Origin of the sequence: Pseudomonas orientalis, assembly GCF_002934065.1 — a bacterium.
Classification (GTDB): domain Bacteria; phylum Pseudomonadota; class Gammaproteobacteria; order Pseudomonadales; family Pseudomonadaceae; genus Aquipseudomonas; species Aquipseudomonas orientalis_A.
Window position 1 is genome coordinate 4858737 of sequence record NZ_CP018049.1, and the last position, 26222, is coordinate 4884958.

Genomic DNA, 26222 nt, shown 5'->3' on the forward strand with positions numbered 1-26222 from the left:
AGCCGGGCATCGAGCCATCCCATGAGCAAATACAACCAGATCTATACCGATCTGCTTGCCAGCATCACCACCGAACGCCTGCAGCGCGGCACGCGCCTTCCCTCCGAAACCGAACTGATGGACAGCTACCAGGCCAGCCGGGGCACGGTGCGTCGAGCGATCGAGCAGTTGCAGGAACGCGGTTTCGCGCAGAAGATCCACGGCAAAGGCACCTTTGTGTTGTCGCCGAACCCGATCGAGTTTCAACTGGGTGGCATCGTGAGCTTCCATGAAACCCACGCCGACCTGGGCGATGACATACACACCGAAGTGGTCGAGTTCACCCAAGTGCCGCTGGAAGGCTCATTGCAACAGCACATCGAGGCTGAACCCGGCACGCTGATCACGCGGATCAAGCGGGTACGGCGCATTGGCGGCAAACGGGTGATCCTGGACATCAACCACTTCGTCGCCGACCTGATCCCCGGCCTGGACCGCTCGATTGCCGAGCAGTCGATCTACGCGTTTATCGAGCAGACGCTGCAGCTGCAGATCAGCTATGCCCAGCGCACCATCGAAGCCCTGCCGCGCAGCAAGGACGACCAGGCGCACCTGGACCTTGACGGGCAAAGCCATGTGATCGTGGTGAGTAACCAGACGTTTTTGCAGGACGGGCGGCAGTTCGAGTACACCGAGTCGCGGCATACGCTGGACAAGTTTTACTTTTCGGATATTGCGCGGCGGTAAGCGCAAGCCGGGAAACCCGCTGCCCCAGTGTGCGCCGACATCTTTTTCGCAACGCCAATGGTTGTGCGCTTGGCCAAGTGCCAATTTGGGATACGGATGCGGACGACCTGCCGCCTATGCTTAGGTCGAGCTCATCGCCTTATCCTCAATGGCGACGAGCGCAGTCAGGGTGTGAAATGGACAAGTCGCAGGAAGTTGACCAGGTTGATCGGCTCACAGCGCACGCGCACAGACTCTTGAAGAGTGGCGCGCTCGGTAAATCGCAACAGATCATTCGTCTTTTCGAGTTTCTCCTCGAGCGATCACTGACGGCGACCGCAACCAAAGAAATCGAGATTGCACTCGTCGTGTTTGGTCGATCCGCCAGCGTGGATCTCGCGGCTGATGCAACGGTTCGCGTGCATATTCATCGGTTGCGAAAAAAACTCGATGCGGCGCCCGTCGATGAGCGTGGCGAGCGGCTTATCCTTCCGCGTGGTGAATATCGTCTGGTCGTCGTTGTGCCCGAAGAGCAAGACAAATACGTCGACCCTGTGCGCCGACGCCTCCTTGATTGGCGGTATTTAGCCGGCGCGGCGCTTTTCCTCACGCTCAACGCACTGTGCTGGCTCTGGTTGACAGGCAAATCACCCAGTGATTCGCGGATCGACAGCACGCTCTGGAGTGGTATCGCGAAGAATCTGGCGCCGCTACTCATCGTTTCCGGTGATTTTTATGTGTTCGGTGAACAAGGCGCTGACGGTTCTATTGTTCGTATGGTCGCTGATTCCACCATCGCTTCCAGCGAGGACCTCAATAAGTACAAACAGCGGATGCCTGTGCCCGGCCAAAAGTATGTCGACATGAATGCCTATCACTTGCCGAGTGGGCTCGCATCAGCGTTGGTTTCGGTGATGCCCGTCATGGTCGCAACCAGGTCCGGAAATTCGAGCCTGATCAAGAATGTGACAACCTCACGTTTCACCAATGAAATGCTCAGCGGTCACGATATTGTCTATGTGGGTTTGCTCGACACGCTCGGCGATCTGCAGGAGCCGTTTTTTGATCTTTCCGGATTTTCGCTGTCGGCCAGCGGCGATACCCTTGTGGATCTAGCGACCGGGGATAAATTTCAATCTGATTGGGCCGAACCCTCCACTGACAGAATCATGCGTCGTGATTATGCGTACCTTGCTCGCTTTCCGGGACCCGCAGGCAATCACATCGTCGTCGTTGCCGGCATTATGGATCCGGCACTGATTGAGGCCGCGAAAATTGCATCGGACAGTGCCGAGCTGAGTCGCTTGAAGACCGTGCTAGGCAATAGCGACGCCTTCGAAGCGATGTATGAGGTGCGCACATTTGGTCCGTCGAGTGTATCGGCAGAACTGCTGATCGCACGCCCGCTGGACGTCGGTCAGATGTGGCGTACAAGACGGGCGCCGCCTGCCAGTGACAAGGCCATACCAAGCCCCGGCAAGGCAGACGAGGCCGTTCAATAGAAGCTGAGAGTGGGAATGCCTTGCGCAACGTGCATGGCCTGCATGGGGTCTCGGCAACGGCGCCTGAACCGGCATGCAGGCACATTTTATCTGCCCTGCTGATTACAACCTGTGTTGTTGGAAATTATCCGGAGTAGACCCTACGCAATCTCGACGAACATATGCGCCTTGTCGCGCCGGACCTTTTCGAGTTTTACCAGCCAATCGCTTTCAGTATCCCGGTAGCCCAGGGCCAAGAGAACGGAACTGTTCAACCCGTGCTCGGGAAGCTTCAGCAGCGCGTTCACTGCCTGGTTGTCGAACCCTTCCATGGGTGTGGCATCCACGCCCAGTTCGGCTGCCGCTACCAACGCGAATCCCAAGGCGATGTAGCACTGTTTGGACGCATGAACATACTGCTGCTCCTTGCTCATGCTGCCAAAAGAATCGAGCAGCGATAACCGGTAATCATCGGTGACACTGGCAGGCAAGTTACGTATCCCGTTGCTGTATTCAAAAAATGCATTGATCCGCTCAGGTGTGTACTCATCCCAGGCTGCAAAAATCAACAAGTGTGACGATGTGGAGATTTGCTGTTGATTGGCGCAGATCGGCTGCAATTGCGCCTTCAACTCGGGGTTAGTGATGATTAACACCTTGAAAGGCTGCAGGCCCGAACTGCTGGGGGCCAGGCGTATGGCCTCCAGGATCGAATCAATTTTTTCTTGCGCGACCTTGTCGTCGTTGTAGCTTTTGGTTGCATAGCGCCAATGAAGCGTGTCTTTCAATGCCATGATGATTCCCTTAACGCAATTGAGCCTGCGATTGCCTGGTGTGCTTTAAACCCTGGATGCTTCCCGAGTGCTCCGAACCCATCACGGATTCGGGCTTTGTCCGTCCTTCACGTGACGCCAGAGGGTTTTGAAAGGATCGATATAGAAACCCTTCAAGGTATTGTGCGGATTGTTGGCACCGTACTCTTCGTCGTTACACCCCCAACGCCAGCTTTCGCCCTTCTTGGGCAAGTAGAGTGTTCCGAACATCCAGTCCCAGAGTGTCAGTACGACTGCATTGTTCTTGTCCCAGTGATGGGGTTCCATACTGTGGTGAAGGTTGTGCATGACAGGGGCCAAAACGATGCGGTTCATCCACCCGTAGGAGATCGGCAGATGGACGTGAGAAAACACATCGATAACAAAGAAGCAGATGTAGGCCATTGTGGTGACGGCAACCACCATGCCTGGGTGGATTTGGCTGCCCGTCGCATAAAGCACCAGACCGGTGAAGGCCCCGCCGACCACCGCCGGGATGATATTGAGGCCAAAGAACTCGATGGGGTGCTGGCGAAATAGCGTCCAGGGCGTCAGTGTCTCGGCGGTATGGTGAGGTTTGTGAAGATGCCACATCAGTGCGTTGGTATGGCACCAGCGATGTATCCAATACCCGACGAAGTCGACACTGAGGAAATAGGTCAGAAACTGAACGGAGATGATCAGCCAGGTTGACGTCATCAACGGGGCTCGGACGCCGAACTCAGCGGTGATATAAGCGCCGACATTGTCAGCAATGGCGATGCCATTGACGGCGAAGACGCCTACCAGGGGAAAACCGAGCATCAACAGGATGATACCGTTCCACATATCCACGCGAGATGAGGGGTTGTCGTATTGCTCCTTGGGAAAGGCGGCATTGGCCAGAGAGCGGATGGTCAGGGGGCTCTGCCACTTTTGCGAGATGATGAACATCACCGCAAGCACTGAAACGAACAGAGGAAGACCCCAGGCCCACAAGCTCATTATTTCCAGAGTCGGTTCATAAAACGCGACAATTGATTCCCAAATGTCATGCATCGTCATCGTAAGTACCTCGCCATTTATTCTTTTGTTATTGTTTTGAGGCCATGGATAGCCTCGCTTTGTCTTTACTCTCCGTGCAGGCCCGGTCGGACTTGCTGTTGCACCGGGCTATATGGATACTGCCCATGACTTAATGCCCAAGATAAGTTGGTTAACGGTTAATTAACGGTACGTAACAGGTTATTTTCAGCGCAGGTTTCGCTAAAAACGTATTTGAATCAGTCAGATAGTCTTAGGGCATGCGGGTGGACTGATTTCCCCGTGTCCAGGCGTGTCAGCCGCACGGGATACGTTCGGGCACTGATTGGAACGTCGTTTATTAAAAACAACGGCTCTTGCTTCGCAGATTTCTATCCAAAAAAATGCCAGTCAGTGATAACTGACTGGCATTGGTTAAACGACTTCCGGCGCAAATGCGAATCTAGAGCTGCACGCTAGTCAGTGCCTCCCGGCCCTCACGTACTTACGACTTGAAGCGCCCTACCAGCCCGTTCAGCTCATTGGACAGATGCGAAAGCCGCCCCGAGTCTTCCTGCGCAGAACTGGCGAGGCTCTCGACCAGTTGCGCCTCGTCGTAGATCTGCTGGATATGCTTGTTGATGTCTTCGGCCACGCTATGTTGCTCTTCGGCGGCGGCGGATATCTGCAGGTTCTGATCCCGGATTTCATTCACCGACAGCTGGATGCCTTCAAAGCTTTCACGTGCGTTTCCAATGGAGGAAACGCTGGCGCGTGACAGCTCCAGGCAACTTTCCATCTTCTGCGACACTTCTTGAGTCTTGCTACCGAGCGCGCTGAGCAACTGATCGATTTCCCCAGTGGAATCCGAGGTACGCTTGGCCAGCGCTCGAACTTCATCTGCGACCACCGCAAACCCTCGCCCCTGGTCACCGGCCCGGGCCGCTTCGATTGCCGCGTTCAGTGCCAGCAAGTTGGTCTGCTCGGCGATGGCGCGGATGGTGCCCAGAATCTGGTTGATACTGCGACTACCCTCCTCCAGCTCCACCATGGCCTGTGAAGACTCGGTCAGGCGACGCCCCAGGCGATTGACGTTGTCGGTGGTCAACTCAATCTGCTCTTTACCTTCGGCGACACGATGATGACCACTCTCGGCGGAATTGGCCGCAGCGCTGCACGAGCGCGCCACTTCATTAGCAGTGGCGACCATTTCATTGAACGCCGTGGACACCAACTCCACCGCCTCACGCTGGCGTCCAGCCGCCTGGTTCATGTTAGTGGCCACTTCGCTGTTCACACGCGAAGCATCCTGCAGGTTGGTCGATGCCGCGCCGATGCTCTGGATCAACTGGCGTATTGCGGCGAGAAACTTGTTGAACCAGCCTGCCAGCTCGGCGGTTTCGTCTTTGCCCTGCACATCAAGATCACGGCGCAGGTCGCCCTCACCCTCGGCAATCGACTGCAGCCCGGTGCTGACCTGGCCGATGGGCTTGACGATAACCTTGGCGAAAGCCGCCGCCAGCAGTGCGAAAAGCAGCACCAGCACCACCACGATCGCAACCGTCACGTAGGTCATGCGTGTGGCCTCGGCCATGACTTCGCTGTACTCAATCAACCCCACGTAACGCCAGCCCAGACCCGGCGATGTCCACACGTTTGCCATGTACCGGACGCCGTTGATTTCCACTTCGGTTGAACCTTGCGCAGTGGCGGCCAGTTTGGCGTAAGGCTCACCCAGATCCTTGAGCTGCTTGAAGCTGTGCCCCGCATCACGCGGATCGACCAGTACTGTGCCGTCTTCGATGAGCATCACATAGCCGCTTTCGCCGAGCTTGATGCTTTTGACCAGTTCGGTGAGGTTGGTCAGCGATACGCTTACCACAAACACGCCCTTGGCCTTGCCTGCTTCATCGAGCATGGCCCTGGCGCTACCAACCAGCGCTACCGCATCCTTTTCGTAGTAATACGCCGCGGTCCTTACCGCTTTACCGGGGCTGGCCATGGCGGCCTTGTACCACGGGCGCGTACGCGGGTCGTATTTCGACAACTGAGGGTCATCCGGCCATTTCGCGTAACTGCCGTCTTCCAGGCCAATGGACAGGATTGCCGCGGCCGGATGCGTCGCGCCATACCGGGCAAACGCATCGATGACTTGCCGGGCTGCCGCAGGCAGCGGCTGACTGGCTGCATCAGCAGCCTCGTAGTGCTTTAGGCTGGCGACCGATGTGTAGAAAGGGTCTGTAGCCATTTGATCGACGTTTTGCTGCGTACCATCAAAAAACTGCCGGATATTACCGTCGATCTGGCGTATTTCTCGGGTGCTGCCATCCATGAACTGGCTGACCGCTTCGGACCGGGTATTGAGTACAGAGATCACGGCCACCAGACTTACGGGGATGAATGCGACGAGTACAAAAGCCAGGACGAGCTTGTTTTTTATTTTCATTTTGCAGATCACTACCTGAAATAAGTGAGATAACGCACCCGGAGCAAACCTGCTGGACGCGAGTCGCCGCAAAAGCGATATCGGCCTGCGCCGCGCAATCTTTACAGTCATCTACGCGAATGCCGTTTGGAACGTAGCGCCTGATAAAAGTGGCTGTGAGCCCTGCAGATGTCGCTGCCCTCAAATAATTACGAGGACAAACGACTGCATAGTGAATAACGACCAGGGCGTGTGCAGACGTTTGTTGACGGAGCGAGAGACAGGTCGCCGATAATCCATCGGCAAAAGGACACAAGGGATGGCTATGCGCAGAGCTGCCGCAATTTTGCCAGACCCAAAAAGCCAAAAGCCCGCAATTACGCGGGCTCCAGGGTATTTGTTGCTAGAACGTGCCGGGCAATGCCGGACGCCCAATCATTCCCACTCAATCGTCGCCGGCGGCTTGCTCGACACATCGTAAGTAACGCGCGAAATCCCTTCGATTTCATTGATGATACGGCCGCTGACCGTTTCCAGCAGTTCGTACGGCAGGTGCGCCCAACGCGCCGTCATGAAGTCGATAGTCTCCACAGCACGCAACGCCACAACCCACGCGTAACGACGGCCATCGCCTACAACGCCTACGGATTTCACCGGCTGGAATACCACGAACGCCTGGCTGACCTTGTGGTACCAATCGGCCTTGCGCAGTTCTTCGATGAAGATGTGGTCGGCGCGGCGCAGCAGGTCGGCGTATTCCTTTTTCACTTCGCCGAGGATGCGCACGCCCAGGCCCGGGCCCGGGAATGGGTGGCGGTAGACCATGTCGTACGGCAGGCCCAGTTCCAGGCCCAAACGGCGGACTTCGTCCTTGAACAGTTCGCGCAGGGGTTCTACCAGCTTGAGGTTCATTTCCTCAGGCAGGCCACCCACGTTGTGGTGGGACTTGATCACGTGGGCCTTGCCGCTCTTGGCGCCGGCCGACTCGATCACGTCGGGGTAGATGGTGCCCTGGGCGAGGTATTTGATGTTGTCCAGTTTGTTGGACTGGGCATCGAAGACGTCGATGAAGGTGCGGCCGATGATCTTGCGCTTCTTCTCCGGGTCGGACTCGCCAGCCAGGTTGTTGAGGAACTGCTCCTCGGCGTTGGCGCGGATCACCTTGACGCCCATGTTCTCGGCGAACATGGCCATCACTTGCTCACCTTCGTGCAGGCGCAGCAGGCCGTTGTCGACGAAGACGCAGGTCAACTGGTCGCCGATGGCTTTGTGCAGCAGCGCGGCGACCACGGAGGAGTCGACGCCGCCGGACAGGCCGAGCAACACGTTGTCGGTGCCAACCTGGGCGCGGACGTTGGCGATGGCGTCTTCAGCAATTTTCGACGGGGTCCACAGGGCTTCACACTCGCAGATGTCGAGGATGAAGCGCGACAGGATGCGCCCGCCTTGCTTGGTGTGGGTCACTTCCGGGTGGAACTGCACGCCGTAGTAACGACGCTCGTCGCTGAACATGCCGGCGATCGGGCAGCTCGGGGTGCTGGCCAGGATGTGGAAGTCCTGCGGCATTTTGGTGACCTTGTCACCGTGGCTCATCCACACGTCGAGGCCGAACAGGCCGTCGGCGTCGATGTGGTCTTCGATGCCGTCCAGCAGGCGGCTCTTGCCGACCACGTCGACGCGCGCATACCCGAATTCACGCAGCTCGGAACCTTCAACCTTGCCGCCCAGTTGCTCGGCCATGGTCTGCATGCCGTAGCAGATACCGAAGACCGGCACGCCCAGGTCGAAGACCGCTTGCGGGCAGCGCGGGCTGTTGGCTTCGTGCACGGACTCGGGGCCACCGGCGAGGATGACGCCTTTCGGTGCGAATTCGCGGATCGCTTCGTCATCCATGTCGAACGGGTGCAGTTCGCAGTACACGCCGATTTCACGCACGCGGCGGGCGATCAGTTGGGTGTACTGGGAACCGAAGTCGAGGATCAGGATGCGGTGGGCGTGAATGTCGAGGGCCATGAAGTCAGTCTCGTCTAATGAATCAGAAACAACTCGGGGCTGAAAGAACAGCCCCGGTTACTTAACGTTTTGCTGGAAGCCTCAACCTACGCGGTAGTTTGGCGCTTCCTTGGTGATCTGCACGTCGTGGACATGGGATTCAGCCATGCCGGCGCCGGTGATCCTTACGAACTCTGGCTTGGTGCGCATCTCTTCGATGTCGGCGCTGCCGGTGTAGCCCATCGAGGAACGCAGGCCGCCCATCAGTTGATGGATGATCGCGCTCAGGGTGCCTTTGTATGGCACACGGCCTTCGATGCCTTCCGGGACGAGCTTCTCGGCGCCTGCCGAGGAGTCCTGGAAGTAACGGTCGGAAGAACCTTGCGCCTGGGACATGGCGCCCAGCGAACCCATGCCGCGGTAAGCCTTGTAGGAGCGACCCTGGAACAGTTCGATCTCGCCCGGTGCTTCTTCAGTACCGGCGAACATCGAGCCCATCATCACGCAGGAAGCACCGGCCACGATGGCCTTGGACAGGTCACCGGAGAACCGGATGCCGCCGTCGGCGATCAAGGGAACGCCCGTACCTTCAAGGGCAGCGGCGACATTGGCGATGGCGCTGATTTGCGGCACACCCACACCGGCGACGATACGCGTGGTGCAGATCGAGCCAGGGCCGATACCGACCTTGACCGCGTCAGCGCCCGCTTCGGCCAGGGCCTTGGCGGCAGCGCCGGTGGCGATGTTGCCGCCGATCACCTGCACGTCAGGGAAGTTCTGCTTGACCCAGCGCACGCGGTCGATCACGCCTTTGGAGTGACCGTGAGCGGTGTCGACCACCACCACGTCAACACCGGCGGCGACCAGCGCCGAAACGCGGTCACCGGTGTCTTTACCGGTGCCGACCGCAGCGCCGACGCGCAGACGCCCCTGGTCATCCTTGCTGGCCAGCGGGTAAGCCTTGGCTTTTTCGATGTCGTTGACGGTCATCATGCCTTTGAGGGCGAATTTGTCGTCGACGATCAGCACGCGCTCGATGCGGTGCTTGTGCAGCAGTTCGCGCACATCGTTCTTGTCGGCGCCTTCCTTGACCGTGACGAGGCGCTCTTTAGGCGTCATCACTTCGCGGACGGTGACTTCAAGACGGTTCTCGAAACGCACGTCGCGGGAAGTGACGATGCCGACCAGGTCGCCATCGTGCAGCACCGGAACGCCGGAGATGTTGTGCAGGCGGGTCAGTTCGAACAGATCACGCACGGTGGCGTCGGCTTCGATGGTGATGGGATCTTTCACCACACCCGCTTCGTAACGCTTGACCTTGCGCACTTCGGCAGCTTGCTGCTCGATGGTCATGTTCTTATGGATGATGCCGATGCCGCCTTCCTGAGCCATGGCGATGGCCAGACGGGCTTCGGTGACGGTGTCCATGGCAGCGGAAACCAGGGGAATATTCAGCTCGATGCCACGGGTTAGGCGGGTCTTGAGACTGACTTCGTTAGGGAGCACCTCGGAATAACCGGGCACTAGGAGAATGTCGTCGAATGTCAGAGCTTCTTGGCTGATACGCAGCATCGCGGGGGCTCCCGAGCGGGAAAATGGAAGCGCGCCATTATATACATGCACCCTGTCGGGCTCAATGTAAAACTCTGACAAACTTGGTAATACTGATAGATGGAGAAAACCTGCTGCCTTCCTGTAGGAGCGAGCTTGCTCGCGAAGAACGCCAGGGCACCGCGTAAAACCAGACAACCCGCGTCATCGTTAACGATTTTCGCGAGCAAGCTCGCTCCTACAGTTTAATAGTGACGCGCAGCGTCACAGGATGCATTCCCACGCGGAGCGTGGGAACGATCAGTCGGGGGTTAAAGCTCGACTTTGACCCAACTCATTTTTTGATCGAGCCAATCGGCAAACTCATCGATAAAGCTCTGCTTGAACCCCGCCTCCGCCCAATTGTTGAAGATGAACCCCAGGTTGGAAAACCCGCATTCCTGCAGGAACAGAAAGCCATTGATATCGTCTTCATGCCCACACAGCGGGCAGGTGAAGTTATCGGTGTGGCCGGGCATCCAGTCTTCCAGGCTTTCGAACAGCGCTTCGCCGACTTCCTTCAGGCACTCCGGGCAGCCGGCTTCTTCGAGAAAGCCCTTGGCCGGCGTGTAGATGCAGCGCTTGTAGATGATTTCCAGGCCATTGACCGGCTCGTTGAACGGCAGCGCTTGCGGGTGCAGCACCACCGCGCGGGCGCCGTCGGCCAGGGCGTAGGCCATGCGGTTGCCGGTGCGCCCGCAGGTGGTGAGTTCCTCCTTGATGATGTTCTTGCGCACCAGCCAGCGCACGATTGCCCGGGCGCGGGGTTCGTGGACGGGCAAGGTGGAGATTTTCGGGACAAGGATGCTTTGGGAATTCATGGGAGTCCTGCGGTGTGGCTGCTGACGCCATCGGGGGCAAGCCCCCTCCCACAGTTGACTGTGTTCACAATTCAAAATGTGGGAGGGGGCTTGCCCCCGATGGCGCTCTAAAGGCTGGCAGCTTAATCCCTGCCCCACACAGGTCAAGCACTCAAATACCGTCCAATCAACGCAATGCCACTGGCCAGCACCAACCACGTCACCAACCGCACAAACGCCTCGCGGGACATGCGCATTGTCAGCCTGCGCCCGCACCACAAGCCCAGCGCCATTGCCGGCAACAGGCACAGCGCCAACAGCAGCAGCGGCAAATCGGCATACACCCCGGCAATCAGAAACAGGCTCAGGCGCACCACGGTGCTGCAACTGATCAACGCACTTTGCGTGGCCCGCGCCGCCTCCTTGGACAGGCGGCTGTTCAGGTAGATCGCATATAAAAAGCCGCCACTGCCGAACAGCGCGCCAAACAAGCCGCCGACCGTGCCCATGGGAATCGACCAACCCGCCGCCAACTGCGTGGGCCGCGCCTTCACCGCCAGGCTGTAGACCGCGTAGGCACTGATAAACAGCCCCATCAACAACAGCAAAAGATCCGAATGCAGATTGAGCAAAAACACCACACCCAAGGTGCAACCAATGGCCATGCACGGCAGCAGCCGCAGCAATTCCGGCTGGCTGACATCCCGACGTGTCTGCAGCAGGCCACCAAAGGCGGCGACAAAATCCAGCAACACCAACAGCGGGATGATCTTTGACAATGGCATGAACAGAATGAGTACAGGTCCTGCCACCAGCGCCGTCCCAAAGCCGGCGATACCGAAAACGATATAGGCCACAACGATACCGAGACCGATCACCAGCCACTCAACTGCGCCGAACGACCACTGGCTCATCAGCTCAACCGCACTCATGGGTAATTCCTTGAAAGAGAATGCCGACACTTTAGTCATCCGTGAGCATTGCGCCAGCACGAAGACGCACGCGGGTGGAGCAGTTCTGTCAAACCTGGCACGAATGCCTATAAACTGCCGCCCATGATTAAAGATCCTTTTGCCCGACTGGGCCTGGACCGCGAAGTCCTGACTGTCAGCCAGCTCAACGGCCGCGCGCGGGTGTTGCTGGAAGACGTGTTCACCAATATCTGGGTGGAAGGCGAGATCTCCAACCTCGCCCGCCCGGCTTCGGGCCACGTGTATTTCACCCTCAAGGACAGCGGCGCCCAAGTGCGTTGCGCGCTGTTTCGCAACAACGCCGCGCGGGTACGCCAGGCGTTGAAGGACGGCCTGGCGGTGAAGGTGCGCGGCAAGGTCTCGCTGTTCGAGGGCCGTGGCGACTACCAGTTGATCCTCGACACCGTGGAGCCTGCCGGTGATGGCGCGTTGCGACTGGCCTTCGATGCCTTGAAGGAAAAGCTCAGCGCCGAAGGCCTGTTCAGTGCCGAGCGCAAGGTGCCCTTGCCGGCGCATCCTCGGCGCATCGGTATTATCAGTTCGCCGACCGGCGCGGTGATTCGCGATATCATCAGCGTGTTCCGCCGCCGCGCGCCGAACATTGAATTGACCTTGATCCCGACCGCCGTACAGGGCCGCGAAGCCATCGCACAGATTGTGCGTGCGCTGAAGCTGGCCGACGCACGCGGCTTCGACGCGCTGATCCTGGCCCGTGGCGGCGGCTCGCTGGAAGACCTCTGGTGCTTCAACGAAGAAGCCGTGGCCCGGGCGGTGGACGCCTGCGTCACGCCCATCGTCAGCGCGGTCGGCCATGAAACCGATGTATCGATCAGCGACTTCGTGGCGGACGTGCGCGCCCCTACCCCCTCCGCTGCCGCTGAACTGCTGGCACCGGACGCCAGTCACCTGGTGCGCCAGGTCGAAAACCTGCAGCGCCGCCTGGTGCTGTTGATGCACAACCGCCTGCGCCATGATCGCCTGCGCCTGGAGGGCATGGCCCGACGCCTGCGCCACCCTGGCGAACGCCTGCGCCAGCAGGCCCAGCGCCTGGACGACCTGGACATGCGCCTGCGCCGCGCGTTCGAGCGCAGCCTCAATACCCGTCGCGAACGCCTGATTCGCCTGGAAACCCGCCTCGCCGGCCAACATCCGGGGCGTCAACTGGCCTTGCTGCGCCAGCGCCTGGACAGCCTCGCCGAGCGCCTGCCCCGTGCCATGCGCGAAGGCCTCAAGGCGCGGCGCCTGCAACTGCAAAGCCAGGTGCAGACGCTGCACGTGGTCAGCCCGCTGGCCACCCTGGGCCGTGGCTACAGCATCCTGCTCGACGAGCGCGGCCAGGCGATTCGCAATGCTGCGCAAACCCACACCGGCCAGCGCCTGACCGCACGCCTCGGTGAAGGCCAACTGCAGGTGCGGGTGGAAGACAATCACCTGACCCCCGTCACCCTATCTCTACTGGATTGACCGATGCCACGCTTTCTCAGCTTGTTGATGCTCGTTTGCCTGACCTTCAATGCCCACGCCGACAGCTACATCACCCGCCTGCTGAACAAGCCGGTGCCCGGTGGCGTCGCTGTCGTGGACTTGGGCACGGCGGCGGCCGCACCCAAGGCCACCTACCTGAACAGACCGGTGCTGGTGGTGAAGGAACAAAACACCTGGCTGGCGATTGTGGGTATCCCGTTGACGGTCAAGCCGGGCACCGAACGCATCACCAGTGGCGGGCGCCAGCTGCCGTTCGTGGTGGGCTTCAAGAAATACCCCGAGCAACGCATCACCTTGAAGAACAAAAGCCAGGTCAACCCGGAACCGGCGCAACTCAAGCGCATCGAGGGCGAACTGGCCGTGCAGCTCAAGGTCTACCGCAGTTTCAGCCCGAACACACCGAGCAACCTGCTGCTGGACAAACCGGTCAACGGGCCGCTGTCGAGCAAGTTCGGGGTAAGACGGTTCTTCAATGGCGAGGAGCGCAATCCCCATTCGGGCCTGGACTTTGCCGTGGGCGCGGGCACACCGATCAAGACGCCAGCGGCGGGCAAGGTGATCCTGACCGGCAACTACTTCTTCAACGGCAACACCGTATTCGTCGACCATGGCCAGGGGTTTATCAGCATGTTCTGCCATATGTCGAAAATTGACGTGAAGGTTGGCGACCAGCTGGCGCGCGGCACGGTGGTAGGCAAGGTCGGCTCGACAGGTCGCGCGACCGGGCCGCATATGCACTGGAACGTCAGCCTGAACGATGCACGGGTTGACCCGGCAATTTTCATTGGTGCGTTCCAACCCTGACCGGCTCGCCCGCAGTTGGACGTCGCACATCGTCGCACACCGTCGTCCGACGTCTCCACTACGGGACTTTCAACGCGGTGTATTTCCATCGTCTTACACTTTTGGCAGGAACCGTCTGATGCCCAATCTTCACCCAGTCAACGAATTACACGGAGCGTAACGAGCATGAACTGACACATGGACATCCAAATCCAGTGAGACTCACCTTATGTTCTCCCTTACCCAAGCGCTATCAGAGCGGCATCAGCCATTCCCGCCGACTTCTCCCGCCAACCTCGCGCCCCTTGTCTCACCCGCCGTTTTACCTACGCCCGCCCCCACTGCACAAGAACCTGCGCCCGCCTCAAGCTACGCCCCAGATAGCCCGGCCACTCCCAACTCGTATGCCATGAACCCCGCCAAAATGCGCTACCCGCGGTTAGTGAAGCAATACAACCCTACCAAGCAATTAGCGCTGAGCCTTGAACACAGTCTTCTGACTGAAGACATGCAACGGTTACACAGCAGACAGCCAAAGTTTGAAACGTTTGTACAGGCACAGCTTGAAAAAGCGTTTCCGGACGTCAGGCCTCTCGATACCCACCTCCTGTATTACGAACGCTACCGCGTCGGGGGTGATACTCAGTCGCCGGAATCTTCCGAACCCCTGATGACCGCGCTGGCCAGCATGGTTAAAAAAATCCTGGACAATCCGAATGCGCTACTGCGCCCCGAGCGCAACGTCCGCACCGAATTTGCTACGCGACAAACCCCTGGCGATCCTGGAACACCCGCCCTCACGTCAAGTTCATTGCAATCCATTGCCCGAAGCATTGCTACGCAATATCCCCAGGCACTTGAAGAGTTCTGGAGTACGCCCGGGCCAGTGGAGGGGGAGCCGAAACTGCAGCTGTCGCCAAAAGACCATCTGTTGATCCTGCATAAAAGACAATTGTCGATCCTGGCCTCGCTGCGTGTGGCCGACGGCACCCTGAGTGCGCAAGGCAAGGAGCTGATCGACAACGCGCTGCGCTACCCCACCCTGGCCGCCCGGGAAAAGAAATTCGCCCATGGCACCCGCCTGGGGGTCTATCCCGTGACTGTTGATAACAAGACAGAACGCGGCGCGATGCTGGCGGGCGCATTTCTCATCACCCGCAATGACGGCTCCCATGACAGCCCACCGACTTGGCCGAACGGGCGCACCTTTACGCTCAACGAGGCTAATGGCCCGGTGGTGCTTTACACACCCGCAGAAGGTTTCGAGGAGTTTGCCACGCCGGCCCAGGCACGCCAGGCCTTGGCAAACCGCCTGGATCAAGGCTCAACCGATGCGCAGCTGTTACTGCAGACCCTGCCACCCTCGCTGCAAAACCGGCCTGGTTCGTTAACCGGGGAAGACCTGATGCGCAGTGTCGAGCCGTCATCAGGGGATGTACTGGCAGAAGCCATACCCTGGATGCTCAAACGTCAGCAGGCGGAGATCGATACCCACCTGGGCAAAGCCCTGGCACCCGCTGACGGCGTCAATCCACTCACCGACAGCGCCTCACTCCAGAGCATTGATAATGCGGCCGACTGGTCTTATCTGCTTGATGGCAACAACGCCATGCAGGCGCGCGATGCCAAACTGGCCGACAAACACCAACCCGAGTGGTTAAAAAATCTGAATCCGCTGCAAGAAGCCTTTTTTACGCGCCTGGAAGAGGAGCAAGAAAAAAGCTTGGACAAGCTGACTCCGATGCTGGAGAAAATCCCTTCACTGCCGCGCTTCTCCCGTGAGCGGATGAATGCCGCCGTCAAGCAGCACTACCCGGATGCACACGTCGATGCAGATAAGCTCATGGTTCAGGTACACACCCGAACCGGTGTTCAAGGCGGCAAGGGAACCGGCGGGCCTCTCTACGCGAACCGGCAAAGCGTAAGCCTGACAGACTTGGCGTTGAAGAACCCCAGCGGCTTTCCAGGCGTGGAAAGAGGCACGTTCACCGATGTAAAAATGACCCTGCCGCTCGTTGACACCAAGGGCGACCCCATTCTGGATCTGGCGGGCAATCCGGTTATCCTGGACACCGACGACCTCAAAAAACTGGTCAACGTCACTGACGTCGGGGGTGAGTACGTCAAACTGCTGAAACGCGAGATGACCACAGATGCCGAATCGGGCAGCGCTGCGCAATTGCGTACGGCGTGGAAAGACAGCCTGAAAGCAACCCTGATTAAAGAGGCGTTTCTCGCAGAGCTCAATCCCGAGGCCTACACGGAACCCGCAATTAAAGACACCAGTACCAAACGTGCGGCGCAATGGGTGGATGCGGTGGTGGAGCACCCCGATCCTGCAACGCGTCCCCAGGTGGACGGGAAAACCATTGTTGCCAACAGCCTTATCCACCGTGGGCTGGCGGTGCAGGGCGTGATGGTGATCGGCAACCGGAGCGATGCATCACTGGTGCTGTACACCCCCAAAGCGCCTGACGGCATCACCTTTCGTGAAGTGGCTGACCACAAGAGCCTGGACACCCTGTTGGCCAAGGGCGAATGGGCATCCTACATTGCGCAAAGAAAATCGCCGGTCAGCAAGGATCAAATTGATGAGTTCAAGGGCGCGATTAAAAAGCATGCCTACAACCCAATGAAGATAATAAACCCCGAACTGCTCATCTCATCGGTCAAGCTATTGGGCGGTGCTTTGAGCCTCGAGCCCATCGACGCCAACGCTCAGGATCATCTGTACCAACAACATGTACAGATGATGATCGACCGAGCTGATCACCAATCCGTGAGCAGCGCCGAGGTCGCAGAGCAATCAAAACTCAACAAAATCGAGTTCGGCATTGAAGTGGCCTTGATTTTCGCGGATTTGATACCGGTGGCCGGCAAAGGAATATCCACCGGGGTTCGTCTGGGCAAGGCCGGCGTCACCGCGTTACGCGTCAATAGCAGACTCTTGCCGCACCTGATCAAAAAGCCAGGCCTGGCACGCGCGATCTACAGCGACTTCACCCTGGCGGGATCGCGTATCTACAATGTTCGCGCGGCGCCGATGCGCCCGGTGTTCAGAGCATCAACGACAGCAGGAGCGCTGACCCCGCACATGGGCTCCAGGGCGCTACCTGCTCCAGTCATACCCACGCCCGCGCTCGCCGCCACCAGCAGTGGCATTGCCAGCGTCGGTTCCCACACCACCACCGCCGTCGCCGTGCCGAACCGTGACTTAAGCGCGTTTACCCTGCCCAATGAGATCATCAGTGGCCGCCCCTTGAGACCCGATGGTACTTATAACGTCGAGGACAACTGGTACGTACGCTTTACCGACAGCACCGGCACGAACGGGGTTTACCGGATCGACTCGGTATTTCACGCCCGCAGCGGGCAGGTCAATATCGTTGATCCCAACGTTCCATTGACGGCACCGAGGGGCAACCGAATCGTAGCGTCCCTGCAATCGGCTGGAAACGGCGAATGGCGGCTGAATGAGTTACGAGGAGGAGCACCGATTGAGGGAGGAGAAACGCCAGTCAAAAAAACCTTGCCCAAGACCGAATACCTCAGCCGCAACAACGGTCGACTGGTGGAAGCCGACTTCACCCGCACATCCCTGCCAGTGGCCAGACACTGGTTCAGGAGAGATGCCCAGCAGTTCTACCAGGCTATGACCGCAGGGGGGCAAATGCCGCCACGCCCGCCTCGACTCGAGCTGGCACCCAACACATCGCCCGCTGAACTCCTGAGGGACGCCTATCAGACCACTGACGTTGTGGTGCTGGGCGAGAGCCATAATGAAATCACCAGTTTTCAACTGCTCAAGGAGAACATGCAAACCCTCAAAGACGCCGGCGTTAAAGCCATCTATCTGGAAAATGTCGAAACCGACGCCGCAGGCAAGGTCAAGGACGTGGGAATGGGGAGCGGCCGCCCGCCCGGCGCCTCGCCCACACTCTCGGAATTATCCCGTCTCGCCCAGGAAAACGGTATAGCGATAAGAGCCTTGGAACATCACTATTTGACTCGCCGGGCGGACATGCCGGGCTTTTACGGCGATATCGGCGACAATGACAAGGGCGTGACTCGTTTGCAGGAATTCAACTATTACGCGACACGCATCCTGCAAAACCGCAGACCCGGCGAAAAGGTGCTGGCCCTGGTTGGCAAGGCTCACATGAATACGTCCCGGAACGTTCCAGGCCTGGCCGAACTCAATGGTGGCGTAGGGATAGGCGTGTATCCAGCCACAACCTATAACAAAAGCATCGCCATCAGCGGTCCATCGATCCCGAGGGACCCCGGACGCACAGTGACGGGCAGCCATACGGCGGGAGATTATCAAGTCTTTCAGAAAATCACCTGAGTGAGCATCGCCGCAAGTACGGCAGGCAATGGTGAGTCCTTCACCATTGCGCCACTCGGTTGAGAACATGCCCTCTGCTCCATTTTTTAAATTGTGCACCTCGAGACAGCGCAGCAATAAAACCAAAGAAGATTTACAAAGGCGACAATAAACTTCTCAAAAAATGCACAAATGGAGAAATCCTATCGATTTTCCAAGATCACTTGCCATCTGCCGTGCCCACGATTAGGGTTGGGCTTATGAAAACCTCTCACACCCTCATTCAGCTCCGCCAGCACCGCAGCCTGTGCCTTGTCAGCGCACGACTGCCAGGCTGAATCGATCTGTCTCGCCCCAAGCGTCGCCCCCATAATAGTGACTCGGCAGGCCGCCTCTTCTCGGCCCTACAACAAAGGATTTTGCGATGAGCATGCTCAAAGACCCGTCTTCGAAGTACCGCGCGTTCCCGACCATCGATATCCCGGACCGCACCTGGCCTTCTAAAACCATCACCCAAGCGCCGATCTGGTGCAGCTCCGACCTGCGTGATGGTAACCAGTCGCTGATCGAGCCGATGGACGCCGCGAAAAAGCTGCGTTTCTGGAAGACCCTGGTCGCGGTCGGCGTGAAGGAAATCGAAGCCTCCTTCCCTGCCGCATCGCAAACCGATTTTGATTTCGTGCGCACCCTGATCGAAGACAACCACATCCCCGAGGACACCACCATTCAGGTGCTGACCCAGGGCCGTGAAGACTTGATCGCGCGCACCTTCGAATCCCTGCGCGGCGCCAAAAAGGCCATCGTGCATTTGTACAATGCCACGTCGCCGTCGTTCCGCCGCATTGTGTTCAACCAGGACAAGGACGGCATCAAGGCCATCGCGGTCAACGCCGCCAAGCTGTTCGTCAAATACGCCGCGCAGCAACCGGAAACCCAGTGGACCTTCGAATACTCCCCCGAGACCTTCAGCGCCACGGAGCTGGAGTTTGCCAAGGAAGTCTGTGACGCGGTGATCGAGGTGTGGAACCCGACGCCCGAGCACAAGATGATCCTCAACCTGCCGGCCACCGTGGAATGCGCTACGCCGAATATCTATGCCGACCAGATCGAGTGGTTCGGTCGCCATATCAACCGCCGTGACAGCGTGATCATCAGCCTGCACACCCACAACGACCGTGGCACCGGCGTGGCCGCCACCGAACTGGGCCTGATGGCCGGCGCCGACCGTGTCGAAGGCTGCCTGTTCGGCAACGGCGAGCGCACCGGTAACGTCGACCTGGTCACCGTGGCACTGAACATGTACACCCAGGGCCTCGACCCGCAGCTGGACTTCTCCGACATCGACGGCGTGCGCAAAGTCGTCGAAGAGTGCAACCAGATCCAAGTGCACCCGCGTCATCCGTATGTCGGCGACCTGGTGCACACCGCGTTCTCCGGCTCGCACCAGGACGCGATCCGCAAGGGCTTCTCCCAGCAGAAAGACGATGCACTGTGGGAAGTGCCGTACTTGCCGATCGACCCGGCCGACATCGGTCGCAGCTACGAAGCGGTGATCCGGGTGAACAGCCAGTCGGGTAAGGGCGGCATCGCCTACCTGCTGGAACAGGAATACGACATCAGCTTGCCGCGCCGCATGCAGATCGAATTCAGCCAGGTGGTACAGGCCGAGACCGACCGCGTGGGCCTGGAGATGACCGCACCGCAGATCTACGCGTTGCTGCAGCGTGAATACCTGCAAGCCAACACTCCGTATGCGCTGGTCAGCCACCGCCTGCAGGAAGAAAACGGCAACAGCTATGTGGAAGTGGAAGTCTCCGGCAAGGGCCAGGGCGAAACCAACCTGCACTGGAAAGGCAAAGGCAACGGCGCGCTGGAAGCGCTGGTGGCCGGTTTGCCGATTGGCGTGGAGATCATGGATTACAACGAACATGCGATCGGCGCGGGCACCAACGCCAAGGCGGCGGCCTATATCGAACTGCGCGTGAATGGCGAGCGTCCGGTGCATGGCGTGGGGATTGATGAAAACATCACCACTGCGAGCTTCAAGGCGCTGTTCAGTGCGTTGAACCGCTCGTTGAGCCAGCAGGAAGCGAAGGCGGCGTAAGCTTTATCGGCGCCATGCAAAAGGCCCCTGGGTGAGAATCCAGGGGCCTTTTTACTTTGGGCTATGGTGGTGGTGCTGATGGCCTCATCGGGGGCAAGCCCCCTCCCACTTTTTGACTTGTGAATACCTTCAAATGTGGGAGGGGGCTTGCCCCCGATAGCGGTCTGTCAGACAAACTGAAAACTATCGGCATCCAGATTCGCCGGGAATTTGGTGCGATACGCCGCCAACTCCGCTGCATCCAGAATCACCTGGAATACCCCATCCGCCTCCCCCGCGCTCAGCAATGTCTCACCCTGGAAATCCAACACCTGGCTATCGCCGGTGTAGGCAAAGCCCTTGCCGTCAGTCCCCACCCGATTTACCGCTGCCACATAGCACAGGTTTTCAATCGCCCGTGCCGGTAACAAACGGTTCCAGTGCTGGCGCCGCGCGCCCGGCCAGTTGGCGGTGTACAGCAGCAAGTCGGTGTCCTGGGCATCGCGACTCCACACCGGGAAGCGCAGGTCGTAGCAAATCAGCGGACGGATACGCCAGCCCTTCAACTCGAACTGCACCTGGCGCTCGCCGGGCGTGTAGTGGTCGTGCTCGCCGGCCATGCGGAACAGGTGGCGTTTATCGTAATGCAGCACTTCACCGTCGGGACGCGCCCAGAGCAGGCGGTTACGGTGGCTGCCGTCAGCCGCCTGAATGATCACACTGCCGGTGATCACGGCGTTGTATTTCGCCGCCTGGGCCTGAAGCCAACGCTGAGTCGGGCCGTTTTCCTGTTCCGCCAGGGCGGCCGATTCCATGGAGAAACCCGTGGTGAACATCTCCGGCAATACGATCAGGTCGGCGCCGTTGGCCTGCTCCAGCAGCAGCTCGAAATGCTCAAGATTGGCCTGGCGGTCGTGCCACGCCAGGGTGGTCTGGATCAGGGCGATGTTCAGGTTCGGCAAGGCACTCAAATCACGCATAGTTTTTCCGCCGCTTGTTGCAGCGTCTCCTCGCGTTTGGCAAAGCACAGGCGCACCAGGCGCTGGCCTTGGGGTGGGTTGCGGTAAAACACCGAGATCGGAATCGACGCCACGCCGTGTTCGCGCGTCATCCATTCGGACATGGCGACATCATCCAGGTCCGGGCGGATCCGCGAATAATCCACCAGTTGAAAGTAAGTCCCCGCCGATGGGCTGAAGCTGAACCGCGACGGCGCCAGCAACTGGCAGAACAGATCGCGCTTGGCTTGATAGAACGCCGGCAGCGCATCCACGTGCTCCGGGTGCTCAGCCATGAAATCGGCCAGCGCGTACTGCAACGGCGTCACACCACAGAAGCTGACGTATTGATGCACTTTGCGCAGCTCGGCAGTGAGGGCCGGCGGTGCAACCACATAGCCGGTCTTCCAGCCCGTGACGTGATAGGTCTTGCCGAACGAGCTGACCACGAAGGCGCGCGCGTACAGCTCCTCGTGGGCCAGCACGCTGACGTGGGGCACGTCGTCGAACACCAGGTGTTCGTACACTTCATCGCTGAGCAGGTAGATATCGCGTCCGCGAATCAGCTCGGCCAACTGGTCCAGCTCCTCACGACTGACGAGCGCGCCACTGGGGTTGTGCGGGGTATTGAGCACAATCATGCGCGTGCGCGGCGACAGCGCGGCCTTGATGCGCTCCAGATCCAGGCTGAAATCCTGCAAGCCCAGTTGCAGATGCACGCAGCGCCCACCGGCCAGTTCCACCGAGGGTGCGTAACTGTCGTAGCAAGGGTCGAAGATGATCACCTCGTCACCGTTGCGAATGACCGCCTGGATCGCGCAGAAAATGCCTTGGGTGGCGCCGGGCGTGATGGTCACTTCACGGTCGGCATCGACGCTGACACCGTAGCTGCGGGCAATCTTGGCCGCCACCTGCTGGCGCAACGCGGGCAAACCGCTCATCGGTGCGTATTGGTTATGGCCGTTGGCGACGTGCCGACCCACGGCGTCGAGCAAATCCTGAGGGCCGTTGAAGTCGGGAAAACCCTGGGACAGGTTGATTGCGCCGGTGTTGGCCGCCAACTGTGACATGCTGGTGAAAATGGTCGTGCCGACGTTCGGCAGCTTGCTGGTGATCATGGGAGCCCCCTTCGGGTGAGCTGCAAGTTTTAAGCTGCAAGCTGCAAGCGGGTCAAGGGGCAAACCGCGGCGCACAAAAAAGGGCGCCAACGGCGCCCTCTCTTGCAGCTTGCAGCTTACAACGTGACGCTGCGGTTATTTCTTGTCGCGGCGCTTCTTGTCGGCCTTCTTGTGGTGAGTCATCAAACGACGCTTCTTGTTCACCTGACGGTCGGTCAATGTGTTCTTGTTGCCTTCGTATGGGTTCTCGCCACCCTTGAACTCGATACGGATCGGCGTGCCGACCAGCTTCAAGACACGGCGGTAGGTGTTTTCCAGGTAACGCACATAGGACTTGGGCACCTTCTCGATCTGGTTACCGTGAATCACGATAATCGGCGGGTTGGCACCACCCAAGTGGGCGTAACGCAGTTTGATGCGGCGGTTGTTGACCATCGGCGGCGCGTGCTCGCCCACCGCGTCTTCCAGGATCTGGGTAAGGCGGTTGGTCGGCCAGCGCGTGACCGCAGACTTGAACGAGTTCTGTACCGAGGCGTAGAGGTTGCCCACGCCGGTGCCGTGCAGGGCCGAGATAAAGTGGATATCGGCGAACTCAACGAAGAACAGGCGACGCTGCAGCTCGATCTTGACGAAATCACGCTCGCTCGGCGTCATGCCGTCCCACTTGTTGATCGCGATAACCAGGGCGCGACCGGCTTCCAGGGCAAAGCCCAGCAGGTTCAGGTCGTGGTCCACCACGCCTTCGCGGGCGTCCATCACGAAGATCACCACGTTGGCGTCTTTGATCGCTTGCAGGGTTTTGACAACGGAGAATTTTTCAACTTCTTCGTGGATCTTGCCGCGCTTGCGCACACCGGCGGTGTCGATCAGCGTGTACTTTTCCTCGTTGCGCTCGAACGGGATGTAGATGCTGTCGCGGGTGGTGCCGGGTTCGTCATAGACGATTACCCGGTCTTCACCGAGCATGCGGTTGACCAGGGTCGACTTGCCGACGTTAGGGCGGCCGATGATGGCGATCTTGATACCGTCTTTTTCGCTCGGGCCAGGAATGCGCTTGGCTTCCTCGCCTTCGGCGACGATCTCCTCCTCACCCTCTTCTTCCTCATCGTCATCCTTGGGAAAGGTGCTGAGGGCAATTTCGAGCATCTGCGTGATGCCGCGACCGTGGGCGCCGGCAACCGGGATCGCGTCGCCCAGGCCCATCGGGCTGAATTCGGCGCGGGCCGCTTCAGGATCGATGTTATCGATCTTGTTCGCGACCAGATAGGAACGCTTGTTGCGCTTGCGCAGGTGCTCGCCAATCATCTGGTCGGCAGCGGTGTAGCCCGCGCGGGCGTCCACCAGGAACAACACGACATCGGCTTCTTCAATGGCCAGCAGCGACTGCTCGGCCATTTTTTCGTCCATGCCATGTTCGTCACCGGAGATACCACCGGTGTCGACAATAATGTAGGAGCGCCCTTGCCACTTTGCCTCACCGTATTGGCGATCACGGGTCAGACCGGACAAGTCGCCGACGATGGCGTCGCGAGTCCTGGTCAGGCGGTTGAACAAGGTGGACTTGCCGACGTTAGGTCGGCCCACCAGGGCGATTACGGGAACCATGCGGCTCTCCACTTCGTTATTTCAGAAAATACAAAAGCCGCTGCAGGGCAGCGGCTGGTGCTCGGGGCGGCATTTGAATGCCACATGCCCTGCTCGACACTGAATACTGCAGGAGCGAGCTTGCTCGCGAAAAACCAGAGGACGCCGCGTTTATCCGGAAAACCCGCGTTAGCGTTGACGTCCTTCGCGAGCAAGCTCGCTCCTACAAACAGCATTGAGGCAAGGCCGCCTGGGGGTTACCCCAAGCATGATTCTTACTTGATGGTCAGGGCTTCCAGCTTGCCGCTGTTGCCATACACATACAGCATGTTACCCACCACCAGCGGACGCGCACGCAAGCCGTCGCTGTCGATACGCTCGCGACCCACGAAGCGACCGTCCACCTGGCTCAGCAGGTGCAGGTAGCCTTCGAAGTCACCGACCGCTACGTAGCTGGAGAAGACTTCCGGCGCCGACAGTTGGCGGCGAGCCAGGGAGTCGTTGCTCCACAGCGCAGTGGTGGAACGCTCGTCGACACTTTCAACGGTGCCGGACGCCAGGCTTACGTAGACGCTGCCAAACCCTTGGGCGACACCGGCGTAGCTGGACGCATCACGCTGCCAGTTGACCCGGCCGCTCTGCAGGTCCAGTGCCGCGACACGGCCCTGGTAAGTAGCGACGTAAAGGGTCTCGCCGGACAGCAACAAGCCGCCGTCGATATCCACGACGCGATCCAACTCGGAACGACCTTGCGGGATAGCCACACGGGTCTCCCAGGCCGGCACGCCGTTCTGGGTATTCAGGGCGACCACTTTACCGGTGGACAGCCCGGCAACGGCCAGATTGTTGGTCACAATCGGACCACTGGTACCGCGCAGGGTCAACACCGCCGGGGTGCTGTCGTACAACCAGCGCTGTTCGCCGGTGCTGGCGTCCAGGCCGATCACGCGGTCATCCTGGGTCTGCACCACGACGATATCGCCGTTGGTGGCAGGCGGTGCGAGCACTTCACTGGTCACGCGGGCGCGCCATTTCTCTTCACCGGTGCCGGAGTCCAGCGCCACGACTTCGCCTTTGAGCGTGCCGAGCATGACCATGCCGTAACCCACGCCAACGGCGCCGGAAACAGGCAGTTCAAGGTCTTTCTTCCACTTCACGTCGCCGGTCATGCGATCCAGGGAGGTCACGATGCCGGTTACATCAGCGGCCACAATGTTGTCACCGTCGATTGCCGGTACCAGCATGTTGTAGGTTTCGCCCTGACCGTCACCGATGGAGCGGCTCCACTGCTTTTGCAGGACCACTTCTTCCTTGAAGCTGGTCAGCTCCGCAGGCGGCAGTTCTTTTTTACTGTTGCTGCTGCAACCCGCGGCCAGAACGGCCAGAGCCAGCAATGCTGCATGTTTCCAACGGATCACGTCACGCATCCCCTTTGGCCAAGTCGTCCAGCTTGATTTGTAAGCCACCGACCGCCGCTTCATCAGACAGCGCCGCCTTGGCTTTTTGGTACGCAGCATTGGCTTCGTCGGTACGACCCAATTGGACCAACAGGTCGCCCTTGAGCTCTTCGCGAGTGGCTACAAATGCCTTGTCAGCATCGCCGTCGAGCAGTTTGAGTGCCTCGTCAGCCTTGTTCTGTGCCGCCAATACCTGTGCCAGGCGTTGGCGTGCGATTTCACCCAGGGTCGGGTTGGTCGGTTTGTCGGCGATGGCCTTGAGCTCGGTGGCTGCATCATCCAGCTTGCCGGTATCGACCGCGACTTTCGCGACAAACAGGCTACCGTACTGGGCGTAGGTCGTACCGCCAAATTCGTTCTTCAGCTTGCCGGCCAGGTCTGCCACTCGCGCAGGATCCGGCTTGCCGTCCGGCGTCAGGGTAGTTTCCAGCAATTGCTGATAAACGATCGAGGCGCCCTGAGACTGGTTGGCCTGATACTTGGTCCAGGCTTGCCAGCCGAACACCACCACTAAAGCCAGCAGACCGCCAGTCACCAGGGGCTTGCCGTTACGCTGCCACCAGTCCTTGAACTCGGCCAGTTGCTCATCATCAGTACTCGACACCCCAA

The 26222-nt window shown here is 59.2% G+C and carries 19 protein-coding genes and 1 pseudogene; 7 read left to right on the forward strand and 13 right to left on the reverse strand.

The genetic code is table 11. The features are described from left to right. Positions 1-21 precede the first annotated feature (21 nt). The gene (gene treR, locus BOP93_RS21885; protein WP_104504637.1) at positions 22-726 is read left to right on the forward strand and encodes a trehalose operon repressor; all 705 of its coding nucleotides are present in this window, start codon (positions 22-24) and stop codon (positions 724-726) included. 176 nt (positions 727-902) lie between these two features. Then, on the forward strand, positions 903-2207 hold the full coding sequence (locus BOP93_RS21890; RefSeq protein WP_104504638.1) for a hypothetical protein: 1305 nt from the start codon (positions 903-905) through the stop codon (positions 2205-2207). A gap of 140 nt (positions 2208-2347) precedes the next feature. On the opposite strand, the gene BOP93_RS21895 is transcribed toward BOP93_RS21890, so the two are convergent. The 4 genes and pseudogenes from BOP93_RS21895 to BOP93_RS28340 all read right to left on the reverse strand — a co-directional run. Then, the gene (locus BOP93_RS21895) at positions 2348-2980 is read right to left on the reverse strand and encodes an NAD(P)H-dependent oxidoreductase (protein ID WP_104504639.1); all 633 of its coding nucleotides are present in this window, start codon (positions 2978-2980) and stop codon (positions 2348-2350) included. Positions 2981-3061: 81 nt separating this feature from the next. Next, complete coding sequence (locus BOP93_RS21900) at positions 3062-4042, reverse strand: sterol desaturase family protein (RefSeq protein WP_139113415.1); 981 nt, start codon at positions 4040-4042, stop codon at positions 3062-3064. A 463-nt stretch (positions 4043-4505) separates the two neighbouring features. Continuing rightward, the gene (locus tag BOP93_RS28335) at positions 4506-5273 is read right to left on the reverse strand and encodes a methyl-accepting chemotaxis protein (protein WP_370671680.1); all 768 of its coding nucleotides are present in this window, start codon (positions 5271-5273) and stop codon (positions 4506-4508) included. 87 nt (positions 5274-5360) lie between these two features. Further along, positions 5361-6332 (reverse strand): annotated as a pseudogene (locus tag BOP93_RS28340) (HAMP domain-containing protein); the annotation flags it as partial. On the opposite strand from BOP93_RS28340, the gene BOP93_RS27930 reads away from it, so the two are divergent. Next, on the forward strand, positions 6249-6470 hold the full coding sequence (locus BOP93_RS27930) for a hypothetical protein (RefSeq protein ID WP_237140444.1): 222 nt from the start codon (positions 6249-6251) through the stop codon (positions 6468-6470). The pseudogene BOP93_RS28340 and the gene BOP93_RS27930 sit on opposite strands and share 84 nt — an antisense overlap. Before the next feature lie 390 nt (positions 6471-6860). Here BOP93_RS27930 and guaA read toward each other — a convergent pair whose 3' ends face one another. The 4 genes from guaA to BOP93_RS21930 form a co-directional block, all read right to left on the reverse strand. After that, positions 6861-8438 carry a glutamine-hydrolyzing GMP synthase gene (guaA, locus tag BOP93_RS21910; RefSeq protein ID WP_065891517.1) on the reverse strand — a complete coding sequence of 526 codons (1578 nt, stop codon included), beginning with the start codon at positions 8436-8438 and terminating at the stop codon, positions 6861-6863. A gap of 81 nt (positions 8439-8519) precedes the next feature. Continuing rightward, positions 8520-9989, reverse strand: coding sequence for an IMP dehydrogenase (gene guaB, locus BOP93_RS21915; RefSeq protein ID WP_015885726.1), 1470 nt, complete (start codon positions 9987-9989; stop codon positions 8520-8522). A 290-nt stretch (positions 9990-10279) separates the two neighbouring features. Then, positions 10280-10828 (reverse strand): sugar ABC transporter ATPase, encoded by a 549-nt coding sequence (locus BOP93_RS21925; RefSeq protein ID WP_065887493.1) that lies wholly within the window; start codon positions 10826-10828, stop codon positions 10280-10282. Between the two features lie 143 nt (positions 10829-10971). Beyond that, positions 10972-11739, reverse strand: coding sequence for a sulfite exporter TauE/SafE family protein (locus tag BOP93_RS21930; protein WP_104504641.1), 768 nt, complete (start codon positions 11737-11739; stop codon positions 10972-10974). Between the two features lie 123 nt (positions 11740-11862). Here BOP93_RS21930 and xseA point away from each other — a divergent pair, with 123 nt between their 5' ends. From xseA to leuA, 4 genes are all read left to right on the forward strand, one after another. Beyond that, positions 11863-13242 (forward strand): exodeoxyribonuclease VII large subunit, encoded by a 1380-nt coding sequence (xseA, locus tag BOP93_RS21935; protein ID WP_065891542.1) that lies wholly within the window; start codon positions 11863-11865, stop codon positions 13240-13242. 3 nt (positions 13243-13245) lie between these two features. Beyond that, positions 13246-14067 (forward strand): peptidoglycan DD-metalloendopeptidase family protein, encoded by an 822-nt coding sequence (locus tag BOP93_RS21940; protein WP_104504642.1) that lies wholly within the window; start codon positions 13246-13248, stop codon positions 14065-14067. A 388-nt stretch (positions 14068-14455) separates the two neighbouring features. Next, the gene (locus BOP93_RS21945) at positions 14456-18394 is read left to right on the forward strand and encodes a membrane-targeted effector domain-containing toxin (protein WP_205885779.1); all 3939 of its coding nucleotides are present in this window, start codon (positions 14456-14458) and stop codon (positions 18392-18394) included. A gap of 403 nt (positions 18395-18797) precedes the next feature. After that, the gene (leuA, locus tag BOP93_RS21955; RefSeq protein ID WP_104504643.1) at positions 18798-20477 is read left to right on the forward strand and encodes a 2-isopropylmalate synthase; all 1680 of its coding nucleotides are present in this window, start codon (positions 18798-18800) and stop codon (positions 20475-20477) included. A gap of 167 nt (positions 20478-20644) precedes the next feature. Here leuA and BOP93_RS21960 read toward each other — a convergent pair whose 3' ends face one another. From BOP93_RS21960 to BOP93_RS21985, 5 genes are all read right to left on the reverse strand, one after another. After that, a complete protein-coding gene (locus BOP93_RS21960; RefSeq protein WP_104504644.1) occupies positions 20645-21436 on the reverse strand; it encodes an amidohydrolase in 792 nt (263 codons plus the stop codon). Further along, on the reverse strand, positions 21424-22572 hold the full coding sequence (locus tag BOP93_RS21965) for a pyridoxal phosphate-dependent aminotransferase (protein WP_104504645.1): 1149 nt from the start codon (positions 22570-22572) through the stop codon (positions 21424-21426). The genes BOP93_RS21960 and BOP93_RS21965 overlap by 13 nt, the downstream gene beginning before the upstream one ends. Before the next feature lie 135 nt (positions 22573-22707). Beyond that, complete coding sequence (der, locus tag BOP93_RS21970) at positions 22708-24177, reverse strand: ribosome biogenesis GTPase Der (protein ID WP_057723953.1); 1470 nt, start codon at positions 24175-24177, stop codon at positions 22708-22710. 254 nt (positions 24178-24431) lie between these two features. Continuing rightward, on the reverse strand, positions 24432-25583 hold the full coding sequence (bamB, locus tag BOP93_RS21980) for an outer membrane protein assembly factor BamB (protein WP_057723954.1): 1152 nt from the start codon (positions 25581-25583) through the stop codon (positions 24432-24434). After that, a complete protein-coding gene (locus BOP93_RS21985) occupies positions 25576-26217 on the reverse strand; it encodes a YfgM family protein (protein ID WP_065951255.1) in 642 nt (213 codons plus the stop codon). The genes bamB and BOP93_RS21985 overlap by 8 nt, the downstream gene beginning before the upstream one ends. Between the last annotated feature and the right edge of the window lie 5 nt (positions 26218-26222).